Below are 16,231 nucleotides of genomic sequence, written 5' to 3'. Positions count from 1 at the left end.
TCGTCAGCGGGACCGAGGCGGGGCGAGAAGGACATGGCGGACAGAAAGCCCCAAGACGGCGACGGGATCCGAACCTTTTCCTTCCCGGCCGACCTGAGCGTCTGCGGCGTCGGCATGCAGATCGGCTCGATGAGCACCGAGCGTGTCTGGCACACCAACGCGCCGCTGGACCGCGTGCACCGCATCGACTTCCACACGGTGATGCTCTTCCGCGAGGGCCCCGTCCGGCACATGATCGACTTCGCCGAGTACGAGGTCTCCGCCGGTGACATCCTGTGGATCCGCCCGGGCCAGGTGCACCGCTTCTCGAAGACCGACCGCTACCGCGGAGCCGTCCTGACCATGCAGCCCGGCTTCCTGCCCCGGTCGACCGTCGAGGCGACCGGCCTCTACCGCTACGACCTGCCTCCGCTGCTGCGCCCCGACCCCGACCAGCTGGCCGCCCTGGAGCACTCGCTCGCCCAGCTGGAACGCGAGTACGTCGACACGACCACGCTGCCGCTCAGCCTGCACACCTCCGTGCTGCGGCACTCCCTGACCGCGTTCCTGCTGCGCCTCGCCCATCTCGAGGTGAGCTCCGCGGAGGCGGCCGCCGAGCAGGCCGACACCACCTTCACCCGCTTCCGGGACGCGGTCGAGAAGGGCTTCGCCACCAACCACAGCGTCAGCATGTACGCCGACGCCCTCGGTTACTCCCGCCGCACCCTGGTCCGCGCGGTGCGCGCGGCCACCGGGCAGACGCCGAAGGGCTTCATCGACAAGCGGGTGATCCTGGAGGCCAAGCGGCTCCTCGCCCATACGGAGATGCCCATAGGCCGCATCGGCGTCGCCGTGGGCTTCCTCGACTCCGGCAACTTCTCCAAGTTCTTCCACCAGCACACCGGGACGACTCCGGTGGCGTTCCGGGCCGAGCTGCGCTGAGGGGCCGCCCGCTACCGGTTGGGGCCGACGGGCCGACCGCTACCGGGCTTGGAGTCCTCTCGGCCGGGTCTCGGACATACGGACCGCGACGAGTACGCCGGACGCCGCGGTGAGCGCGGCGACGGCCCAGATCGCGGTGGTGATGCCGTACGCGTCGGCGATGCCCCGCGAGGATCGCCTCGCGGGGCATCGCCGACGTCCGCGTCAGTGACCGCGTCCGTGTCAGTGAGCGAAGTCGAACCAGTTCACGTTCACGAAGTCCGCGGGCTGGCCGCTGGTGAAGGTCAGATAGACGTCGTGGGTTCCGGTGACGGAGCTGATGTTCGCCGGGACCGTCCGCCACGACTGCCAGCCGCCCGTGTTGCCCAAGGCGAAGCTGCCGATGGGTGCGCTGGTACGGCTGTCGAGGCGCACCTCGACCAGTCCGCTGACCCCGCTCGCCGCACCGCTCGCGACGCGGGCGCGGAACTGAGTGGCCGCCGTGGAGCCGAAGTTGACGCCCCGGTAGAGCGCCCAGTCGCCGTTGGCGAGCCAGCCGATGTTCTGCCCGCCGCCCGTGTCCGACGTCGTCTCGGTGCTCAGGCCGGACTGGGCGTCGTACGACTCGGCCTGGATGGCGCTGTACGCGTCACGGTTGCCGGACGGGGGAGGTGTGGTGCCGCCGCCACTCGACTGAAGGACCTGCACGTAGTCGACGACCATGGGGTGGCCCGGCTGCGTGCCGCTGTCCGGGCCGCCGCCGAACGCGGCCGGGAAGCCGCCGCCCATCGCGACGTTCAGGATGATGAAGAAGCCGTGGTTGGTGGCGTTCGCCCAGGTCGTCGCGTCGACCTGATTCGCCCTCACCGTGTGGAAGTTGGCCCCATCGACGTAGAAGCGGATCTCCTCGACGCTCGTCGACCTGTCCCACTCCATGGAGTACGTGTGGAAGCCGGCCTGACAGGTCGTGCCGGTGCAGGGCGTCGAACCGCCGATGCCGCTCGTCTCGTTGCAGGGCCCGCCCGGGTTGGTGCCGCAGTGCATCGCGGCCCACGCGGTGTTGAGGCCCTGGACGTTCTCCATGATGTCCAGCTCACCGACGCTCGGCCAGTTCTGGTAGTTGCCGCGGTACGGCGCGCCCAGCATCCAGAAGGCGGGCCAGTAGCCCTTGGCGGCGGCGCCGGTGACGTTCGGCATCTGGATCCGCGACTCGACGCGCAGCTTGCCGCCCGAGGGCGGCTGGAAGTCGGTGCGATGCGTCTCGATGCGGCCGGAGGTCCAGTTGCCGGCGGCGTCGCGCCGCGGGGTGATCCGCAGGTTGCCGTTGCCGTCGAGTGAGACGTTGCTGGTGCTGGAGGTCATCGTCTCGACCTCGCCGGTGCCCCAGTTGGGCGGACCGCCGGGATACGAAGTGCCGATGTCGTACTGCCAGGTGGCGGTGTTGACGCCGGAGCCCGCGGCGCCGTTGAAGTCGTCGAGGAAGACCTGCGTCCAGCCCGACGGCGGCGGGGGCGCGGAGGCGTTCGCGGGCAGGGTGGCGGCCGTGGCGACGGCGGCCGCCAGGCCGAGCGTGCTGAGGACGGCGATGAGGGCGCGCCGCAGGGGCCGCCCTCGTCTGTGGGATATGCCGGAGCTTTCGCTCATGGGGGGTGCCTCTCGGTACGGAGTGGGGTGCGCCGGTGTCGTGGAGAGCCTCGCTTGAGAGCGCTCCCAAAGTGCGGCCAATGTGCTCCCGGTCACTCCGGTCGTCAAGAGGTAAAACCGTGAAAGTCCTTTCGACGCAGGGAGGTTCACCTGGTTCTGGCGAGGATGCCCCGGCGTTCACTCCAGGGGGGAATCGCCTCCTGTGGCGGCGACGCCGAGCCTTGCCGCATCTGCTTTCTGCCAGGCGCGGAGCGTCCGCACAGCTGCCCGGCGGAGCCGGGGAATGCGAACACCCGACGTACGCCTCGGTGGGCATCAACCTCGCCGCCTGCCCTCACCAGGACACCGCCGCCTGGAGCGTCAGCAAGAACACTGAGGAAAACGTCAGCTGGTGGGGCGAGAGGTTCGAGATGCAGGTCCAGGGAATCCTCAACACCGGCCCCGTCACGCCCACTGATCGCACCTACGACCTTCGCGTCCTCCAGAGGCACTGCCCGGACTTCATCGACCCTACAGACTGGGTCTTCGACGGCTCGTGCTACATCGCGAACGAGTGGGACGTCCATCTCCGCCTGGTTCGGGACGGCGGGGCGGTCAGGCTGGAACAGACCGTGACCTCTCCCGACGGCGGCCCGCTCGACTCCGGGTTCCAGTTCACCTGGGACTGACTGGCTCCTCTTGTGTCCCGCCCGGCGGGCGGGACACACAGGAGTCCGGCTGGATTACTAGCCGCCGTCGCTGCAAGTGATCACCCGGTCGGGGTCGTACCTCCACTGCTCGATGCAGACTACGACCTGCGCGTTCTCGATTTGGCCGCCTTCTTCCGAGTGGGACCAATTCGCGGTCCTTGTGGCGCCGTTGGGAGTGGCGTCCCCCACGTACTGCGGAAGGTTGAACTGGCGTCGGCTTTCATCGGGGTCGAACGTGCAGAGCGGGGGCGGCTGCCCGAAGTCCACGCAATTCCGCTCATAGGGAACGGTTTCGTAGGCGACATAGGCCACCGCGCGCGCGTCGTCAGGAGCGGTGTCACTGACAAGGCCCGCGATCTGCGCATGGGTGGTTGGCGGCACGGACTCGATGAGTTGAGGGTCGCCCGTGATCCACCACGTGAGGGTGCCCTGGTAGCGGGCACCGGGTATCGCGACGTCGAAGACGCGGCTTCCGCTGTAGAGGGGATCAGCCGCCTGGGCGGGCGGCGTGAACACCGCGAGAGTGCTGCCAGCGAGCGCGACGACTGCCAGCGCCCTGGTTGTCTGGCGAAACCGGAGAGGCTTCATGGGTCCCCCGAGGATCGTTTGGGCCGATCGTCGAGGTCATTGTCGCGGACATGGCCAAAATTGGCGAGGCTTGAATCGGCCAGTTCGGCAAGGACGGTCGGCGGAGCCGATGGGCAGGGATGGTCAGTAGGGTGCCTATGTGAGACTGACTATTCTGGGCGGCGGTGGATTCCGCGTCCCGCTTGTGTACGGGGCGCTCCTCGGGGACCGCGCCGAGGGCCGCGTCACCCACGTCGTCCTGCACGACCTGGACGCGGAGCGGCTCTCCGCCGTGGCCCGCGTACTGACCGAACAGGCGGCGGGTGTGCCGGACGCGCCCGAGGTCACCGCCACCACCGACCTCGACGAGGCCCTGCGCGGCGCCGACTTCGTCTTCTCCGCGATCCGCGTCGGCGGGTTGGAGGGGCGTGCCGACGACGAGCGGGTGGCGCTGGCGGAGGGTGTCCTCGGGCAGGAGACGGTCGGGGCGGGCGGGATCGCGTACGGTCTGCGGACCGTGCCCGTCGCCGTGGACATCGCCCGGCGCGTGGCCCGGCTGGCGCCGGACGCCTGGGTCATCAACTTCACCAACCCGGCCGGCCTGGTCACCGAGGCCATGTCCCGCCACCTCGGCGACCGCGTCATCGGCATCTGCGACTCGCCGGTCGGCCTCGGCCGTCGTATCGCCAAGGTCCTCGGCGCCAACCCGCGCGAGGCCTGGATCGACTACGTCGGCCTCAACCACCTCGGCTGGGTGCGCGGGCTGCGCGTAGCCGGCCGTGACGTACTCCCGCGCCTGCTCGCCGACCCCGGACTGCTCGGCTCCTTCGAGGAGGGCAGGCTCTTCGGCGTGGAGTGGCTCCAGTCCCTGGGGGCGGTCCCGAACGAGTACCTGCACTACTACTACTTCAACCGGGAAGCCGTACGGGCCTACCAGGAGGCCGAGAAGACCCGCGGCGCCTTCCTGCGCGACCAACAGGCTCGGTTCTATGAGGAGATGAAGGACCCGAGCGCCTCGGCCCTGCTCGCCTGGGACCGCACCCGTGCCGAGCGCGAGGCCACGTACATGGCGGAGAACCGGGAGGCGGCGGGCGCCGGGGAGCGCGAGGCCGACGACCTGTCCGGCGGCTACGAGAAGGTGGCCCTCGCGCTGATGCGGGCCATCGCGCGTGACGAGCGCACGACCCTGATCCTCAACGTCCGCAACCGCTCCACGTTGAGCGTGCTCGACGCGGAGGCCGTCATCGAGGTGCCCTGCCTGGTCGACGCCAACGGTGCGCATCCCGTCGCCGTCGACCCGCTGCCCGGCCACGCCGCCGGCCTGGTGTGCGCGGTCAAGGCGGTGGAGCGCGAGGTCCTGTCCGCGGCCGAGTCGGGCTCGCGGACGACCGCGGTGAAGGCCTTCGCCCTGCACCCGCTCGTGGACTCGGTGAACGTGGCCCGCAGGCTGGTCGACGGATACACCTCGGTCCACCCCGGCCTGGCCTACCTCGCGTAAGCGGCCGGAAACCGTGCCGCGGGGCCCCGCGGGCGCCGGTCGGCGCGGCATGTGGTGATGCGGTGACCGCGCTTCGCGAAAATATGACCGTACTTCCCATGAAGAATTAAGGAAGAGGCAAGAGGCCTGGTCACGGCGGGTGCCACGCCCGTCGTGACCCCGGCACGTTGCCCGCTCGACATCTGGAGTTCGCCCTTCCCCTTTGTGATGCGAGGGAACGGCGAGAGGAAGGTGTCACGGTGCGAGACCCGCGTATGTCCGCGATCGGCAAGGGGCTGAGGCGTCGGGGGAGGCTGATGGCGGAGGCGGTGCGGCCGCCGCGCCGGAGTCTCGACGCCGTGCCGTCACCGAGGACCTCCGGCAGCCCCGACGAGCAGCCGTACGTCGCCCCGCGCGCCCCGCGCCTGGTGGACTCGCCCGTCTTCGTCCTTTCGTCCGTGCGCTCCGGCTCGACCCTGCTGCGCGTGCTGCTCAACAGCCACAGCCAGATACGCGGCCCGCACGAGATGCATCTGCGCACCGTCCACGTCCACCTGTCCCGGGACTTCACCGCGGACGCCATGCAGGCGCTCGAACTCGACAAGGACGAGCTGGAACACGCCCTGTGGGACCGGCTGCTGCACCTCGAACTCACCCGCAGCGGCAAGCGGATCATCGTCGACAAGACCCCGCCGAACACCCTCGTCTGGCCCCGCCTGCACCGATGTTGGCCGAACGCCCGCTACATCGTGCTGCTGCGCCACCCGGGCGCGGTCATCACCTCCCTGACCAACCGCCGCTCGGACCCCGACCACGCGGCCATCCACGCCGAGGTCCTCGACTACAGCGAGAAGCTCGAAGAGGCGCGCCACAACCTCGACGCCCACGTGATCACGTACGAACGGCTCACCGCCGACCCGGAGACGACCACCCGGGGCCTGTGCGAGTACCTCGGCGTCCCCTGGGAGAGCGCCATGCTCGACTACGGCACCCAGGACCACGGCACGTTCCGTCCCCAGCTCGGCGACTGGAGCGACACCATCAAGTCGGGCCGCGTCCAGCCCGCCCGCGGCGCCGATCCGTCGGTGGAACTGTCGCCCAGGCTCAGGGAGTTGGCGCAGGCCTGGGGTTATCCGGAGTGACGAGCGCCGCCTCGGCCCGCGCGAGCGCCGCCGGGTGGCCGAGGGCGCGGGCCGGTGCGAGGGCGCCCGTGGGACGCCATCATCCTCTCGTTCGATGGTGCGGTGGGCCGCCGGGAAGTCCGCGACGACCCACCGTCGTGCGTGACGACCCACCGCCGTACGTTCGGCCGTTCCGTTCCTCAGCCCGTGAAGCCGGCCGTGATGGAGGTGAACTGCCAGGCGTTCTGGCTGATGCCGGAGCAGTTGCTCACCACGCCGCCGCCCGGACAGGGCCGGTCACGGTTGACCGACCAGAAGGCCAGCCGGGCGATGTGGTGGGAGTTGGCCCAGTCACGGATCTGGGTCCAGGTCGACGGACTCGTGAGCTCCTGCTGGTCGCTGAGCCCGTTCATGCCGGAGATGCCGATGTGGGCGTAGGCCGTGGCGTCGTCCCAGCCGAAGGTGGACTTCAGCTTGGTCTTCAGCCCTTCGGTGGCGCCCACGGTGTTGCCGTACATGTCGGCGCCGCCGCCGAAGTCGAACGGCATGATCGTGAACACGTCGATGTTCGCGTTCAGGGCCTTGGCCTGGTCGATGAGGCGGCCGCCCCAGTAGGTCGGGCCGGTCGTCGAGGTGCCGAAAGTGATGATCGTGCGCAGGCCCGGGTTGTTCGCCTTGACGATCTTCAGGGCGTTGAGGATCCGGTCCTGCACGACGGCATTCTCGAATTCGTCGGTGTTCTCGATGTCGACGTCGATCGCCTTGAGCCCGTACGCGTCGATCACCCGCTGGTACGCGCCCGCCAGCGCGTCCGGCGTCGAGCAGTTCGGCCCGAGCTTGTTGCCGCTCCAGCCGCCGATCGACGGCACGATGTCACCGCCCGCGGAACGGATCGAGTTGATGACCGCCTGGTCGTTGCCGCCGGTCAGCGCGCGCGATCCGTCCCAGGCCGGGTTGCAGCCGCCCGAGGAGAGGATGAACGCCATCGTGTACCACTTGATCCCGGTGGAGCTCATCACCGAGGTGGCACTCGGCGGATCGCCCCAGCCGAGGTAGAGGTAGGGCGCCGCCTGCTTGAAGCCGGTGCCGCCGCCACCGCCCGCGTTCGTCGTGACGGTCACGGAGTTGGAGGCCGCCGAGGTGTTTCCGGCCGCGTCCCGCGCCTTGACGGTGAACGTGTAGGAGGTGCTCGCCGACAGCCCGCTGACCGTGGCGCTCGTGCCCGACACGCTGAGCACCTGGTTCGAGCCGCTGTAGATGTCGTACGCGCTCACGCCGACGTTGTCGCTCGACGCGCCCCACGACAGGGACACGCTGGAGGCGGTCTTGCCGGTGGAGGTCAGGTTCCCGGGCGCGGTCGGCGCCTGGGTGTCGGAGCCACCGCCGCCCGGCCCGTCGAGGCTGATGTCGTCGGCGTAGTACGTGCCCTGCGCGTACCAGCCGTGGATGTAGATCTTGGCGCTGGTCTGCGAGGCACCGGTCGTGAACGAGACCGTGAGCCGGCTGTACGCCGACGGGGACGTCGTCCAGGTCGAGGCACCGCCGTCCACGCCCAGGTACACATAGCTGCCGCGCACCCAGCCCGAGAGGGTGTACGCCGTGTTCGGCTGGACGGAGACGGTCTGGCTGCACTGCGCGTTGTCACTGGAACTCACCGCCCCCGCAAGGGCCTTGGAGCCACCGTGCACGGGACTGGAGACGACCGAGCCCAGGTTCCCGGTGCAGGTCCACGGGGAGAGGCTGCCCGATTCGAAGCCGGCATTGGTCAGGATGTTGGCTGCGTGGGCCGTGGTGGGAAGGGCGACCGCCCCGGCCAGGGCCAGGGCGGCAGCGCCGAGCAGAGCGAGGAAGCGACGTCTGGAACGTCTGAAATAGGTGATGGGCACGCGATCTCCCTGAAGAAATGGGGGTGTTCGGGAGTACAGAGAGGTGCGCCACCAAGTTGGTATGGACCAATCCAGCTGTCAAGGTACTGCGGCCGTCGAATGTTCAGCCCCTCCGACGCTGGACCATTTCAGCCCCTCCGGCGCTCGGTAATTTCAGCCCCTCCGGCGTTTGAGGAGCGGGGGTCCAGGGGGCAGAGCCCCCTGGCGGGGTCTGGGGGAGCCCCAAGAACGGGAGGGGTAGGGGCGGAGGGGGCGAAAACCGATCTGCGGGCGGGACTAGGCGGGCGCGACGGCGGCGGCGGCCGCGCTTCCCGGCGCCGTCGCAGAGGCCGCGGCCGAGGGCGCGGCCCCGCCGCCCGGAGCCGCCGCGCCCACCGCGGACAACGGCACCGAGGGCGAGTCGCTCCGCTGCTGCGGCACCGCCACCGCCCGCACCGCACGCGGGCCCGCGACCACCGCGTAGTCCTGCCCGAGGAACGGCGGAGCCATCTCACCCGTCTCCTCACCGAGCGCCAACCGCACAGCCGCCCAAGGCGCGTTGACGCCGCACAGGGAGAGCTGGTGCAGTCCGCCAGCCGGACGCGTGTTGACGTCCATGAGGACGGGCTCGTCGCCGAACATGCGGAACTGGATGTTCGTCAGATAGTGAAGCCCGAACGCCTCCGCGAGGAGACGCGCGGGCTCGATCCAGGACGGGTGGAGTGTGAACCCGCGACGGCGCCCGTTCTTGGTGCGGCCCACCGCCATGCGGACCCGGTCGTCGGGCCCGGTCAGACAGTCGACGGACACCTCCGGCTCGTCCAGGAGCGGCATCACCAGCCAGTCGACGGGGTGGTCGGCCGCCCGCAGCGCGTCCAGGACCAGATTCAGCGGCACGTACGGGCTCGGAAATCCGCCGAGGTGCGCGAGTGAGAAGGAGGAACGCGTGATGATGCGGAAGCCCACCCCGCCGGCCCCCGCCGCCGGTTTGAAGCACGCCTTGTGTCCCGCGGACTCCAGCGCCTCGACCGCCGTGAGCAGTTCCTCCTCGGTGCGCACCCGCCACCACGGCGGCACCGGCACACCCACCGCCTGGACCGCCTGGTAGGCGGTGGCCTTGTCCTGGAAGACGGCCACGGCCTCGGCGGGCGGCGCGAGCAGGGCCGTACCGAGCGCGGCGAACTCCGCGCGATGGGCCACGATCGCGGCCTGGTGCAGGACCGGCACGAACACGTCGATGTCGTGGCGCGCGCACTGGTCGAGGGCGTACTCGACGTACGCCCGCGGGGAGAGGCCCTCCGGCTCCATGGCGGCGGTGTCGGCGGCGGCCAGGATGGGGGAGTCGGGGTCGCCGTGGGTGGCATGGATCTCGACCGGGCGGCTCTGCGGATTACTTCGCAGCTGATCCATGAAGAACACATTCTCCGCGTACGTGCGGTTGAGCCAGACGCGTACGCGGAATCCCATGCAGGCCGCCTTTCACAGTTCGCGGGCACGGCGGAGCAGGCCGTGCCCGGCCAGGGGGGAGGGAGGAACACCGAGCCGCCGTACGCCAACGAAGGTTCGAAGCGGCCGTGTTGGGGCGATCATAGGGGGCGCGTGGCGAATGCGCTGCTACGAGCGTGTTACGGATTGCTGGATTCCCGCCCACCCTTCCGCGTCGCCGCGCATCCCCCGACCTGATCAATGGCGCGGGCCGTTCTTGTCCCCCGGGGCGCGGATGTGTTCTTGTGGATTCCATTCGTCTTCTTCGGGGGTGTCACGGGTGCGGTCGACAGACGGCGGTCACGGAAACCTGCTGGCCATCAGCGATCTGCACATCGGATACGACGAGAATCGCGCCCTCGTCGAGAAGATGCGCCCCGAGTCGGACGACGACTGGCTCCTGGTGGCCGGTGACGTCGGGGAGGTCGTCGCCGACATCCGCTGGGCCCTGGAAACGCTCAGCGGACGCTTCCGCAAGGTGATCTGGGTGCCCGGCAACCACGAGCTGTGGACGCACCCCAAGGACCCGGTGCAGCTGCGCGGCGTCGCCCGTTACGAGCATCTGGTCGCCGTGTGCCGGGAGTTGGGCGTCATCACCCCCGAGGACCCGTACCCCGTCTGGGAGGGGCCGGGCGGCCCCGCGGTCGTCACGCCGCTCTTCCTGCTCTACGACTACTCGTTCCTGCCGCAGGGCTGCGCGACCAAGGAACAGGGGATGGCCTACGCCCAGGGCACCGGAGTGATCTGCACCGACGAGCATGTGCTCCACCCCGACCCCTACCCGAGCCGCGAGGCCTGGTGCCGGGCCCGGGTCGCCGAGACCGAGCGCAGGCTCGCCGAGCTGCCGGACGATCTGCCCACGATTCCGGTCAACCACTACCCGCTGGACCGCCATCCGACGGACGTCCTGCGCTACCCCGAGTTCGCGATGTGGTGCGGCACCCGGCTGACCGCCGACTGGCACCGCAGGTTCCGTGCCGAGGCCATGGTCTACGGTCATCTCCACATCCCGCGGACCACCTGGCACGAGGGGGTCCGCTTCGAAGAGGTGTCGGTCGGCTACCCCCGGGAATGGCGTCTGCGTCCGGGACCGCCGGCCACGCTGCGCCGCATTCTGCCGATGGAGGTCAAAGCCGGTGATGGAGGAGCTGCTCCCGGAGTCGGTCGTGGCCGTGGAGACCTACGGTGACGACGGGGTGGCCGGCGCGACCCTGTACCCCGAGGAGCAGGCGCTCCTGACCCGGGCCGTGGAGAAGCGGCGCCGCGAGTTCACGACCGTGCGCTTCTGCGCCCGGCGCGCCATGGAGAAGCTCGGCGTGCCCCCGGGGCCCATTCTGCCGGGCGAGCGCGGAGCACCGCTCTGGCCTGCGGGCCTGATCGGCAGCATGACGCACTGCGAGGGCTACAGCGCCGCCGCGCTCGCCCGCGCCACCGATCTGGTCTCGCTCGGCATAGACGCCGAACCCCACCTGGCGCTTCCGGAGGGGGTCCTCGAGGCCGTGGCCCTGCCCACGGAGGTGAGCCGCCTCGACCGGCTCGGCGCCGAGATCCCCTCCGTCCACTGGGACCGGCTGCTGTTCAGCGCCAAGGAGTCGGTCTACAAGGCGTGGTTCCCGCTCACCGCGCAGTGGCTGGACTTCTCCGAGGCGGACATCGACATCGTCCCCGGCCCGGCCGGCGGCCCCGCCCTGTCAGGGCGGTTCCGCGCCCAACTTCTCGTACCGGGCCCGCTGGTGGACGGCGAGCGCGTCGGGGCCTTCGACGGGCGCTGGACCGTCCAGCGAGGTCTGGTCGCCACCGTGGTCGTCGTGCCTCACACCTGAGGCGGCGGAGGGCACCAGGCCTGCAGCAGCCGGAAGAACGCCTCCTCGTTTCCCGCGAGCCCGGCCGCCGCCAGCGCCCGCTCCGCCTCGGCCAGCGCGGAGGGCGGCACCACGGATGGTCGGCGCCGGTCCGGCGGGCTGTCGAAGGCGGCTCGTACGCTCTGCAGGAGACGGAGGTAGGCCTGCACGGCGGCGCGTTCGTGGTCGGTCAGTACGGCGGTGGGCATCGGACGGCTCTCCCGGGTCGGTCGGCTGGCCGTAAGCGGCACAGCGGCACATGGCGGTGCGTCACTCCAGCTTGCCGTCCGCCACTGACAATCCCGTTTCGGTACGCGGAGGTTCGCCCGCTCAGCGGAGGCGCAACCTCGCGGAAATCCCTTGTGGAACGGGACTTGCGCGAGGCGAGCATGCGCTGCGGTGACGTGACCATGGGAGGGTGGGCGAACGCAGCGCGACGAAACCCGGAGAGGCGAGCGAACGCAGCGCGACGAAACCCGGAGAGGCGAGCGAACGCAGCGCGACGAAACCCGGAGAGGCGAGCGAACGCAGGCGACCTGACGCCCGCTCACCCCCCGCCGGTTCGCGAGGTCAGCTCGGGGTGGGTGACTCGGCCGCGCCGACCGCCTCACGTTCCTGCTCCGTGAACGGCGGCTCGGCCAGGGCAGGAAGCCGTGGGCCGCGCAGGACCGCCAGGGCGATCTCCGGCTTGAAGAGGGCCGGGAGCGGGCCGGACAGCGTCATCGCGCTGAACAGCGCCTGAGTGACCAGCGGACGTCCGGTCGCGGTCAGCATCAGCCGGTTCACATAGCGGCCGAGCAGATTCTGCGCGGCCCCGGGCTGCTTGCCGATCGCGCCGGGGTAACGGATGTCCGTGCTCGTGGCCAGTTCCCAGGCGGTCGACACCGGACGGGACACGGCACGCTGCACCGACCGCGCCAGCCCCGGCGCCGCCGGCCCGTGCTCGGCCACCAGGCCGCGCAGTGCCACGGCGCCCTGCGCGGCCACCGACATGCCGTGCCCGTAGACCGGGTTGTACGTGGCGACGGCGTCGCCGAGCACGACGAACCCCTCGGGCCAGTCCTTCACCTTCTCGAAGAAGCGCCGCCTGTTGACCGTGCTGCGGGAGAGCACCACCTCCGTCAACGGCTCCGCGTCCGCGATCAGCTCGCCCACGACCGGATGCCTGACGCCGCGCGCGAACGCCGCGAACTCCTCGGCGGAGTCGGTCGGCTGGCCGCCGCGGGTGCCGGACAGCGTCACCAGCCAGCGCCCGCCCTCGATGGGCACGATCGTCGAGGACTGGCCGGGAACCGGCTGCGCGGCGTCCGGCTGGACGTTGACCACCGGGAAGTCCGCCGTGCCCGCGGGCGCGCGGAAGATCCGGCTGGCGTACGCGAGTCCGGAGTCGACCTCGTCCATCGGCGCCTCGGTGACGCCCAGCGCCTCCAGCCAGGCACTCGCGCGTGAGCCGCGCCCCGAGGCGTCCACGACCAGATCGGCCTCCAGGACGCGCTCCTCGCCCCCGGAGGTCCGGATCCGCGCTCCCGTCACCCGGGAGGCATCGCCTTCCAGGCCGAGGAGCTCGGTGCGCTGCAGAAGGGTGATCCGTTCCCGCTGGGCGAGCTGTGCGCGTACGACCGAGTCGAGCAGGTCCCGGCTGCACGCGATCATGAACTGCATCTCGGGGAAACGCCGCAGCCAGCCCTGCGCCGACATGGACACCAGTCCGGTCGGCAGCGGAATGCGCCGGGCGCCCGCGGCCAGCGAGGCGTCGGTCACGCCGGGCAGCAGCTCCTCCATCGCGCGGGCGCCACCCGACCACAGCAGATGGGCGTGGCGGGCCTGCGGCAGGCCCTTGCGCGGTTCGGGCCCGTCCGGCAGCGCGTCGCGCTCGACGACGGTGACGTCGGCGTACTCGTGCAGCGCCGCGGCGGCCAGCAGGCCGGCCAGACCTGCGCCCACGACGACGGCCCGACGGGAAGCGGCACTAGCTGGTTCGTTCATGGAAGTCGCTCTCTGACCTGGTCGTGGCCTGCTCTCGGGCGGCCGCGACGACGGGGGACTGACGCAGGGCGATGGACATCCGCACGAGGTCGCGTGGACCCTCGGTGTACGCGGACGCCGATCCTGCCGGGGCGGTGCCCGCCTCTGCCGAGCTGATGACCCTGCCTTCCGGGTCGGCGGCTCTGGCCCGCACCGCCGCCGTCACCATCGCCGCGTCCGCCTCGGCCTGCGCCTGGCCGGGCGGCGAGCCCGCCGCCAGGGCCGCGCCGTAGGCATGGGAGCGCACCTCGGAGTCGAAGTAGGGGTACAGGCTGAGCATGCCGTCGTGGATGTCGGACTCCCGCTGGGTCACCTGGAGTTCGGCGGGGGACCACCAGGAGATCCGCACCACCCGGTCCTCGTGCACGGAGACCGGCTTCAGCTCACGCCACAGCGGCCCGAGCCGGCGGTACGTCGACCAGGTCGTCCAGCTGTCCCCGATGCTGCGGCAGGCCAGCGGGAGACAGAAGCCGACCGCCGTGATCTGGGCCCCGACGGAGGCCAGCACGGGCGCCACGTCGGTGCTCAGGCCGTCCAGGTTCCCGCCGTTCCAGCGGGCCGCCACGGCGGTGAACTTGGCCGCCGAATAAGGGATGTTGAACAACGACCCCAACGCGATGATCACCAGTCCGGCGCGCAGCCAGCCGTGCACCTGGATCGCCCAGCGCCAGCACATGACGTTCATCGCGACGCCCGCGACGGTGAGCGACGCGAGGTAGAGCACGATCATCTCGCGTGTGTACGGAGTGTTGGCGTAGTGGGTGTCGAAGTCCCGCAGCCGCTCCTCGGGGGCGTCCCCCAGGGCGAACAGCACCATCAGCGCCACAGCCACCACGCTGTACACGGCCGTCCAGCGGCGCGAGAGCCTGCGGGTCACCTCCGGCGGCCCGCCGCGCCAGTTGATGATCAGCGCGAGACAGGACGCGCTGTAGGCACTGAGCAGGCAATAGACCAGGGGCGCCGAGATGTTGGGAACCCCGGTGAGTACGTTGACCTCGGCGATGGTCGGCGGGGCCGCGAAGAGGAACACCAGGCCGGCCAGCGCCAGGAGCACGCCCACCGACCGCAGCAGCGGATCGCGCCAGCCGCGGATCAGGGCGGGACCCTTGAAGGCGATGGCGGCGCCCATGACGACGGCGGGAATGTAGTAGCTGGACCCATCCATGTACGGGGGTGCCTCAGCCCTGCGGTCCGCGATAGCCCAGCGATGCCTCGATACGGCCGGCCAGACCGTCGCGCTGCACGGGGCCGCGCAGCGACGAACCGGCCAGCCACGTCCGGCACTTGCTGGCGAGCAGCAGCCCGAAGCTCTCGGCGTCCTTCTCGTCGGCGAGGTCGAAGCGGGTGCGCGCGGCCACCTTCAGGACGGTCGCCTGCAGATCCGCGCTGTCGCTGAGTAAGCGGGCCGCGACGGCCGCGCCCTCGACGTCGTGGCCGCAGTGCCCGGCCTTCATGTGCCACAGCTCGTGGCCGAGGATCACCAACTGGTGGTCGGGCGCGGTGCGTTCCTCGATGACGACGAGGTCCTGCTCGGCCATGTCGAGCCACAGCCCGCTGGCGGTGCCGGGCGGGAACGGGGCCGTACGGAACTGGACGGGACGGCCGCGGCGTCTGCTCATCGCGTCGCACAGCGCCGCGTACAGCTCGGCGGGTTCCGCCGGTGCCGGGAGCGAGAGCTCCGCGACCAACTCGCCGCACAGGCGGCGCATTTCCCTTCCGATGCCCACAGCTCTCCCCCGGCTCACGAATCGGGCCGCTTGACGCTCTCCAGGAGCATGTCCAGCCATTCGGTGACCTTGTCCCGGTGCTGGTCGGTGGGCAACTGCGCGGCCCGCCAGGCGATTCCGCGGACGCCGTGGTCCAGGAGCAGCCGCTCCAGCGGGTCGTCCGCGACCGAGGCCGCCGCACGCTCGCGGTCGGCGAGTCGCTGCAGGAGCTCCTGCTCCGAGCGCTGCAGCGCGCCCACGAGCGCCTCCGAGTCCTCGGCCGTGAGGAACCCGGCATGGACCCGGAAGAAGCGCTGGATGGCGTCGCAGTGCTCCATGGTGGGGCGCCGGTCACCGTTGATGAGGGCGCCCGCCTGCTGGCGCGACATGCCGGCGCCGTCGGCGATCTCCTGCTGGGTGTACTTACGGCCGTTCGGCTTGAGCCGGGTGCGGCGCAGCAGGTCCAGGCGCTGCAGGAAACGGGCCTGCAGATCGGGCTCCCCGGCACAGCGGCCGCTCAGCAGCGCCTTCACCACGGGTTCGGGGACGCCGGACTCGGCCGACAGCCGCTGGACGTCGAAAACCTCGGCGTGCTGCACGCCGAGCCGGTCGGCGAGCGCGGTGACCCGGGCCACGACGGCCTGCAGCAGAACCGTCGCCGTGGCGCCCGGAACCTCGAAGCCATCCGTCACCGACAGATCTCCTACGTCTCTCTACAGGTTGCGCGCACGAAGGTCAGGAACCCCCCGGAGACTAGCGGCTGGGTCGAACTCACATCCAGGTCTCGCCACAACTGTGGCGAGATTCAGCCGTCAACAGGCGCCAAATGCCACGATAGTTGACATGCCTGTGCCCGGGGCAGCAGGATCGGGGCGCCGCGTGAAGGCCGCAGAGGCAAGAGGGGTGACCTC

The 16,231-nt window shown here is 70.5% G+C and carries 15 protein-coding genes; 6 read left to right on the top strand and 9 right to left on the bottom strand.

What is annotated here, in order from left to right; translation table 11 throughout:
* The first annotated feature begins 33 nt into the window (after positions 1-33).
* Entirely contained in the window at positions 34-921 is an 888-nt protein-coding gene (locus tag C4B68_RS05385) for a helix-turn-helix transcriptional regulator (protein ID WP_099502705.1), read from the top strand.
* A gap of 222 nt (positions 922-1,143) precedes the next feature.
* Here the strand turns inward: C4B68_RS05385 and C4B68_RS05375 are convergent, their stop codons facing one another.
* Positions 1,144-2,544 carry a glycoside hydrolase family 16 protein gene (locus tag C4B68_RS05375; RefSeq protein WP_099502704.1) on the bottom strand — a complete coding sequence of 467 codons (1,401 nt, stop codon included), beginning with the start codon at positions 2,542-2,544 and terminating at the stop codon, positions 1,144-1,146.
* Positions 2,545-2,852: 308 nt separating this feature from the next.
* Here C4B68_RS05375 and C4B68_RS05370 point away from each other — a divergent pair, with 308 nt between their 5' ends.
* On the top strand, positions 2,853-3,212 hold the full coding sequence (locus C4B68_RS05370; protein WP_099502703.1) for a hypothetical protein: 360 nt from the start codon (positions 2,853-2,855) through the stop codon (positions 3,210-3,212).
* Between the two features lie 57 nt (positions 3,213-3,269).
* On the opposite strand, the gene C4B68_RS05365 is transcribed toward C4B68_RS05370, so the two are convergent.
* Positions 3,270-3,821 (bottom strand): hypothetical protein, encoded by a 552-nt coding sequence (locus tag C4B68_RS05365; RefSeq protein WP_099502702.1) that lies wholly within the window; start codon positions 3,819-3,821, stop codon positions 3,270-3,272.
* A gap of 139 nt (positions 3,822-3,960) precedes the next feature.
* Here C4B68_RS05365 and C4B68_RS05360 point away from each other — a divergent pair, with 139 nt between their 5' ends.
* Together C4B68_RS05360 and C4B68_RS05355 are read left to right on the top strand one after the other, a co-directional pair.
* Positions 3,961-5,298, top strand: coding sequence for a 6-phospho-beta-glucosidase (locus tag C4B68_RS05360; protein WP_099502701.1), 1,338 nt, complete (start codon positions 3,961-3,963; stop codon positions 5,296-5,298).
* Positions 5,299-5,537: 239 nt separating this feature from the next.
* Positions 5,538-6,419 (top strand): sulfotransferase family protein, encoded by an 882-nt coding sequence (locus C4B68_RS05355; protein ID WP_240634183.1) that lies wholly within the window; start codon positions 5,538-5,540, stop codon positions 6,417-6,419.
* A gap of 179 nt (positions 6,420-6,598) precedes the next feature.
* Here the strand turns inward: C4B68_RS05355 and C4B68_RS05350 are convergent, their stop codons facing one another.
* Both C4B68_RS05350 and C4B68_RS05345 read right to left on the bottom strand, forming a co-directional pair.
* Positions 6,599-8,284 carry a carbohydrate binding domain-containing protein gene (locus C4B68_RS05350; RefSeq protein WP_180289292.1) on the bottom strand — a complete coding sequence of 562 codons (1,686 nt, stop codon included), beginning with the start codon at positions 8,282-8,284 and terminating at the stop codon, positions 6,599-6,601.
* 276 nt (positions 8,285-8,560) lie between these two features.
* Entirely contained in the window at positions 8,561-9,730 is a 1,170-nt protein-coding gene (locus tag C4B68_RS05345; protein ID WP_099502699.1) for an ATP-grasp domain-containing protein, read from the bottom strand.
* A gap of 298 nt (positions 9,731-10,028) precedes the next feature.
* Here C4B68_RS05345 and C4B68_RS05340 point away from each other — a divergent pair, with 298 nt between their 5' ends.
* Positions 10,029-10,937, top strand: a complete 909-nt coding sequence (locus tag C4B68_RS05340) for a metallophosphoesterase family protein (RefSeq protein WP_180289291.1) — start codon at positions 10,029-10,031, stop codon at positions 10,935-10,937.
* Positions 10,885-11,571 (top strand): 4'-phosphopantetheinyl transferase family protein, encoded by a 687-nt coding sequence (locus tag C4B68_RS05335; protein ID WP_099502697.1) that lies wholly within the window; start codon positions 10,885-10,887, stop codon positions 11,569-11,571. The genes C4B68_RS05340 and C4B68_RS05335 overlap by 53 nt, the downstream gene beginning before the upstream one ends.
* Here the strand turns inward: C4B68_RS05335 and C4B68_RS05330 are convergent.
* The 5 genes from C4B68_RS05330 to C4B68_RS05310 all read right to left on the bottom strand — a co-directional run bounded on the left by C4B68_RS05330 (position 11,562) and on the right by C4B68_RS05310 (position 16,012).
* Positions 11,562-11,798: a hypothetical protein gene (locus C4B68_RS05330; protein ID WP_099502696.1), complete on the bottom strand. Its 237-nt coding sequence runs from the start codon at positions 11,796-11,798 to the stop codon at positions 11,562-11,564. The genes C4B68_RS05335 and C4B68_RS05330 overlap by 10 nt on opposite strands.
* Before the next feature lie 361 nt (positions 11,799-12,159).
* On the bottom strand, positions 12,160-13,575 hold the full coding sequence (locus C4B68_RS05325) for an FAD-dependent oxidoreductase (RefSeq protein ID WP_099502695.1): 1,416 nt from the start codon (positions 13,573-13,575) through the stop codon (positions 12,160-12,162).
* Positions 13,559-14,779, bottom strand: coding sequence for an MAB_1171c family putative transporter (locus tag C4B68_RS05320; protein WP_099502694.1), 1,221 nt, complete (start codon positions 14,777-14,779; stop codon positions 13,559-13,561). The genes C4B68_RS05325 and C4B68_RS05320 overlap by 17 nt, the downstream gene beginning before the upstream one ends.
* A gap of 13 nt (positions 14,780-14,792) precedes the next feature.
* On the bottom strand, positions 14,793-15,323 hold the full coding sequence (locus C4B68_RS05315; RefSeq protein WP_099502693.1) for a toxin-antitoxin system, toxin component: 531 nt from the start codon (positions 15,321-15,323) through the stop codon (positions 14,793-14,795).
* 32 nt (positions 15,324-15,355) lie between these two features.
* Positions 15,356-16,012 (bottom strand): helix-turn-helix domain-containing protein, encoded by a 657-nt coding sequence (locus C4B68_RS05310; protein WP_099502692.1) that lies wholly within the window; start codon positions 16,010-16,012, stop codon positions 15,356-15,358.
* Positions 16,013-16,231 lie beyond the last annotated feature (219 nt).

This window comes from Streptomyces dengpaensis (assembly GCF_002946835.1).
In the GTDB taxonomy this organism is placed as follows: Bacteria; Actinomycetota; Actinomycetes; order Streptomycetales; family Streptomycetaceae; genus Streptomyces; species Streptomyces dengpaensis.
This window is presented reverse-complemented; position numbering and strand designations above follow the sequence as displayed.